Source organism: Luteibacter sp. P4_D7_3 (assembly GCF_056401735.1).
This window is the reverse complement of record NZ_JBFUIT010000276.1, coordinates 1-5,257: the sequence shown is the minus strand read 5'-3', so window position 1 is coordinate 5,257 and position 5,257 is coordinate 1. Positions and strand designations below refer to the sequence as shown.

The following is a 5,257-nucleotide window of genomic DNA, read 5'->3' as shown; positions in this document are numbered from 1 at the left end:
CCTCAACCTCAAGAAGGGGCTGACCACCACCTTGGACCTGTACAACTGGCAGCAGCAGGTGTCCCAGCTCGGCTCCGGCAGTCCGGGCGCGCGCAAGAACATCTCGCTGATCCTGATGGATACGGCCGGTGCCGAGGGCGCCCGTTGGAACATCATCAACGCCTGGCCGGTGAAGTACGACACCACGGGGCTCAACGCGTCCTCCACCGAGGTGCTGGTGGAGACGCTTGAACTGGCCATGGATTACATCAACCGCATCAAGTGACAGGGGAAGCAACGTGAGCGTGATCAGTACCGAAGTCGAGTTCACCCTGCCTATCGGCTACCGCGACGGTGACGGCAACCTGCATCGCCAGGGCGTGATGCGCCTGGCTACCGCCGGCGACGAGATCCTGCCGCTGAAGGACCACCGCGTGCAGGCCAATCCCGCCTACCTGTCGATCATCGTGCTGTCGCGCGTGGTGACCCGGCTGGGCACTCTGGAGATGATCAGCACGCACGTCATCGAGGAACTGTTCTCGGCGGACTTCGCGTACCTGCAGGACCTCTACAACCGCATCAACCAGATGGACGGCGCGGACGACGAGGTGGCCGCTTCCGCGGGAAAAGGGCAGGCGGCGCGGCTGCACCCGATCAGCTCTACGCCGAGATAGCGTTCGTCGCGTACCACTTTCACTGGTCGCTGGACGACGTGTTGGCGCTGGAGCACAAGGAACGCCGTCGCTTCTGTGAGCACATCAGCCGCATCAACCAGGCCATGAGCGCGGACGAGCCGCGGCGCAGCCTCGATCTGGAGACATGAGATGGCATTGGGCATCAACGCGGCAGCCGCCGTGGCCAATCGCGCGGGACTGCATCTGGACCCGTTCAAGTCCTATAACTTCTTCGTGGAGGTGGAGGGCATACTGGTCGGCGGCTTCACCTCGGTACGCGGGATGGACTCGAAGATGGAAGTGGTGACCATCCGCGAGGGTGGCGTCAACGACCGTGCCTATAAGCTGGGCGGGCAGGTCGGTTACAGCGATCTCGTGCTGGAGTCGGGGCTGACCGCGCTCGACCCGATGTGGCTGTGGTACCAATCCACCCTGCAGGGCACCATCAAGCGCCGTAACGGTTCGATCTACATGCTCAACGACGTGGGCTTGCCCACGGTCTGGTACGACTTCTACAACGCGTGGCCGATTGAGTGGCAGGGACCGGCGCTGGATGCCGGACAAACCCTGGTGGCGACGCAGCGCTTCGTGCTCGCTCACGAAGGCGTGCGCAAGAGTCGCGCGGCGATGGCGTACTCGGCTGCGGTGGGTGTCGCTTCGGCCGTGGGTGGCGCGCTCTGATGCACCAGCGCAACGCCCTGGGTCGTGCGCTATCGCGTGCCGTCCGCCGACCGGCGCGTGACGCGCTGCCACCGTCGCGCTTACGCTTGCGCACGCACCGGATGCTGTTCGGCATGTCGGGTGGCGTCCGGCTGCTTTATCTGACGGCGTCTCGGACGTCCGCCGCGATGCGGATCGACAACCGGCTCACCGTACGGCTGCTCATGGCCGAAGCACGCGCTGCGCGCGCGACTTCGCTTCACGCGTACCTGGTGTGCATGATCACTGCGCGCGAGTTCGTCGCAAGCCGAGGGCATCACGCGGAGCGCCGCATCGTTGCGCGCGGCGTGCACGGTTCGCGTACGGCACGGTCGCTCGCTACCGGCGATGGGATCTTGCATCTGTTGCGAGCACCGGATCAAGGGCAGTCGGCGTTGGTGCGCGGGAACCAGCGCCACGACGTACTGCACACGCYGGCGTTGTCACAGGTCCTGACCGGCACACAGCGATTCGTCCGGGAGCTGAAGGACAGGCAAGTACCGTCGGTCGACGGACGGAGGGCCTCGTCCCGGCGTGATGCGCCCGGCTTGCGCGGTGGGCCCAAGACGCCAATGCGATCGGCCATCGACGCGAGCACCGCGGCGCAGCGCATTGTGGCCGCGAGGCGGCACACGTCGCGGCCGATCGACGATCTCTCGAAGAATATCCCGACAGGACGGCCCGGCAGCACGGCACCCTCGCATCGACCCACGACACGACCCTGGATGCGTCTGCGTGACCGGCACGCCCCATCGTTGCGCGGAAAAGGTGCAACGCCCCGGACAACCGCTGCGCGCCAGGCTTCTGCGAATGCCTTGCCGCGCATGACGTACTTCCTGGCCTTGGCGCGCCATCGCACGGTAGCGATGTCAGCTGCCACGGGACCTCGTCCGGGCACACCGGACACACCGCGCGAGCGGGCGGCCGCCCGTCTCTCCGCCTTCCACCCGATCGACACGGCCATCACCCAAGCGGCAACATCCCCGTCGATGCCGCGCAGTTATGCCAGTACACCCTCCACCACGCTCACGTTCCGCCGTACACCACGCGCCGCGTTACCCGATGCAAAGCGCCAGACCAGCCAGCTACAACAGCAGGTGGTGCGCCAGGTCACGCAGGAGCTCGCGCAGAACGCGCCCTGGCGTGGCCAACTCGAACAGGCCGTGCTTGCACCGCGCGTGCTGCGTGAACTGACCGACCGGGTGGCCGGCGCGATCGCCGGGCGCCAGGGTCTCGAACGCTATCGTCGGGGGCTGTGATGCTGGAGAAGGCCAAAATCATCGTGCGGCCCACCGCCGAGACCATCCCGGTGATGTACAACCCCACCGAGTTGTCGCTCAACAAATCGGTGGTCGTGCAGGGCGAGGGCTCGAACATCCAGTTCCAGCGGGTCAACGATGATGACCTTACGGTCAATCTGTTTTTCGATACCTACGACAAGCGCACTGACGTGCGGCTTTACACCAACCGCATTGCCGCGCTGACCCAGCCCACGGTCGGCACGGGCATGCGCAAGGAACCGCCGACGGTCGTGTTCTCCTGGGCCGGGGCGCTGTTTACCGGCATCATCGTGCGGCTGGAACAGAAGTTCACCATGTTCCTGGAATCGGGCGTGCCGGTGCGTGCCGAGCTCAACGTCACCTTCAAGTCCGTCCTCACCGTGCAACAGGACCTGGCTGCGCGCGGCTACTACAACTGCCGTCAGTTCTGGACGGTGGGCGAGAATGACCGCCTCTACCTGGTGGCCCAGCACACGCTCGGCGACCCTGCGCTGTGGCGACTGATCGCCRATGCCAACGGGATCGACGATCCCCTGAACTTCCCGACGCGTGCGGACATCGGTCGCACCCTGGTGATCGTCGACGTACACGGCGAGTCCTATACGCCGCCGGCGAGGGTGTGAGATGGCCGTCAGTGCCCAAGCGGAAACCGGCGCCTTCCGGCTGTTRCTCAACCGGCAGCCCCTGCCGCTGTCGATGCAGGCGGCGATCAGTTCGGTCGAGGTATCGAACGAGATCAACGTGCCGGGTATGTTCAACTTCACGTTCAGCATGCTGTCGCAACTGGGCAATTGGCAGGGCGCGGATCTGGATATGTTCAAGCCGGGCGACCAGGTCGGCGTGCAGATGGGCCTGGGTCAGCCACGCACCGTGCTCACCGGGCAGATCTACGCGATCGAACCCAATTTCGCCGAGTACTCCGCGGCCACGGTCAGCGGCTTCGATGCGATGGCGAAGCTTCGCTTCGGTAACCACTCCGAGATCTACAGCGGGATAGATGAAAACCGCATCGCCAGGAAGGTAGCAGACGCCGCGCGCGTCGACCTGAGCACCCCCGGGCCGCCGGTCATGCTCAATGAAACCGTGTGGCAGCGGCAGCAGAACAACTATCACTTCCTGCTGGGACGTTGTGCGCTGATCAACCATGAGCTGGTGGTGGACGGGACCACGGTCGTGTTCCGTCCCAGCGCCGAGGGCTTGTCACCGGTGAAGTCGCTGGCTTTTCCGCGAGACATCCGTCGCGTCGACCTCCGTCTGCGTGTGCCCACTGAGGGCAGCACGGTGCAAGTGCTCGGCTTCGATCCCGCCACCAACAAGCCGATCAGCGCGCGCAGTAACCCGAACACGGTGCGTGCCCGCATGGGTGGCAGCGAATCGGGCTTCGACTTCATCGGGGCGTTTCCCGACGCCGCCATCAAAATCACCGACCCGAGCCTCACCAAGGTACAGGCGCTGCAGTCGCGTGCAGACGCCGAATACATGCAGAACCTCGATCGCTTCATCGAGGGCGAGCTGGAACTGGAAGGTGATCCGGACCTCAACGCGGGAGTGAACGTGCGCCTTACCGGCCTGAGCCGGCGCTTTGACGGCATCTATTACGTACGCTCGAGCCGCCACCACTACGACGACGCGACTGGCTATCGCACCACACTGCAATTGCGCCGGACCGGCGCGTGAGGAAAACCCATTGATGGACGATCTTTCAATGCCGCAGGCCTTGCCCGGCGCCATGCTCGGTGGCGTCACCGTGGCGATGGTGGAGAAGACCGACGACCCGCAGGGGCTGGGCCGCGTCACGGTCAGCTTCCTGGTCGACGGCCAGCGGCTGGAGTCGGGCTGGCTGCAGGTGATGAGCGGCTTCGCCGGCCCCGGCTACGGCGCTTTCTTCCTGCCTGCCGTGGGCCAGTCGGCACTGGTGGCATTCGCCGATGGCGATATCAACCAGCCCTTCGTGCTGGGCTTCCTCTGGAACGGCGGGATCAAACCGCCGGTAGAGGGTGCGGCCGTGCAGCAGGACGTTCGCGTCATCCGCACGGCCAAGGGCAAGCAACTGCTGCTGGACGACAGCGAGAACGGCCAGCTGACCCTGATCGACGAGAAGCAGAACAAGGTCCAGATCGACACCGCCAACCAGCGCATTGTTGTGGAGACCAAGGGCGATGTGACCGTCACGGCCGGCGGCACGCTGACACTCAAGGCCGCCAACGTGGTGCTGCAGAACACGGCCGGCTCGGTGAAGCTGGAACTGGGCGCGAACGGCCTGCAGGCGAATGGCGGGCAGAGCATGAAGCTCAACGCCGCCATGGTCGAAATCAACTGACGGGAGAACGACCGATGGGCAAGCCAGCAGCGCGCATGGGCGACAGCATCGTCAACGCCGGTGACATCCACATCGTACTGATCCCCTCGCCGGGCGGTCCGGTGCCGACGCCACAGCCGTGCCCGTTCAATGGGCGCATCCAGACCAACGTCAGCATGAACGTGCGCATCAACGGACGAGGCGCCGCACTGCTGGGCTCAATCGCGCAGAACATGCCGCCACACGTACCGCAGGGTGGTCCGTTCCAGGTGCCGCCGACCAACCTCGGGCGCGTGATCATGGCCAGCGCCACCGTGCGCATCAAC

The 5,257-nt window shown here is 65.1% G+C and carries 9 protein-coding genes; all 9 read left to right on the top strand.

Going from position 1 to position 5,257, the window contains the following annotated elements:
• Nucleotides 1–265: phage tail protein (locus tag AC1DSN_RS17930; RefSeq protein WP_477331994.1), on the top strand; the 265-nt coding region annotated here is incomplete at its 5' end.
• A gap of 13 nt (nucleotides 266–278) precedes the next feature.
• The gene (locus tag AC1DSN_RS17925; protein ID WP_063572550.1) at nucleotides 279–653 is read left to right on the top strand and encodes a hypothetical protein; all 375 of its coding nucleotides are present in this window, start codon (nucleotides 279–281) and stop codon (nucleotides 651–653) included.
• A complete protein-coding gene (locus tag AC1DSN_RS17920) occupies nucleotides 650–802 on the top strand; it encodes a DUF6760 family protein (protein WP_331709629.1) in 153 nt (50 codons plus the stop codon). The genes AC1DSN_RS17925 and AC1DSN_RS17920 overlap by 4 nt, the downstream gene beginning before the upstream one ends.
• Before the next feature lies 1 nt (nucleotide 803).
• Entirely contained in the window at nucleotides 804–1,334 is a 531-nt protein-coding gene (locus AC1DSN_RS17915; RefSeq protein ID WP_213947397.1) for a phage tail protein, read from the top strand.
• A complete protein-coding gene (locus tag AC1DSN_RS17910) occupies nucleotides 1,334–2,611 on the top strand; it encodes a hypothetical protein (RefSeq protein ID WP_477331992.1) in 1,278 nt (425 codons plus the stop codon). Before AC1DSN_RS17915 ends, AC1DSN_RS17910 begins: the two co-directional genes overlap by 1 nt.
• The gene (locus AC1DSN_RS17905) at nucleotides 2,611–3,255 is read left to right on the top strand and encodes a CIS tube protein (protein WP_477331990.1); all 645 of its coding nucleotides are present in this window, start codon (nucleotides 2,611–2,613) and stop codon (nucleotides 3,253–3,255) included. Before AC1DSN_RS17910 ends, AC1DSN_RS17905 begins: the two co-directional genes overlap by 1 nt.
• Before the next feature lies 1 nt (nucleotide 3,256).
• Nucleotides 3,257–4,309: a phage late control D family protein gene (locus AC1DSN_RS17900; RefSeq protein ID WP_477296277.1), complete on the top strand. Its 1,053-nt coding sequence runs from the start codon at nucleotides 3,257–3,259 to the stop codon at nucleotides 4,307–4,309.
• Between the two features lie 13 nt (nucleotides 4,310–4,322).
• Complete coding sequence (locus tag AC1DSN_RS17895) at nucleotides 4,323–4,952, top strand: phage baseplate assembly protein V (RefSeq protein WP_197478504.1); 630 nt, start codon at nucleotides 4,323–4,325, stop codon at nucleotides 4,950–4,952.
• A gap of 14 nt (nucleotides 4,953–4,966) precedes the next feature.
• Nucleotides 4,967–5,257, top strand: a 291-nt coding sequence (locus tag AC1DSN_RS17890; RefSeq protein WP_477331988.1) for a PAAR domain-containing protein, incomplete at its 3' end; no start/stop codon positions are given.

Coding starts and splice junctions, on each gene's coding strand:
- AC1DSN_RS17895 (WP_197478504.1), top strand. CDS start 4,323: ATGGACGATCTTTCAATGCCGCAGGCCTTGCCCGGCGCCATGCTCGGT.
- AC1DSN_RS17915 (WP_213947397.1), top strand. CDS start 804: ATGGCATTGGGCATCAACGCGGCAGCCGCCGTGGCCAATCGCGCGGGA.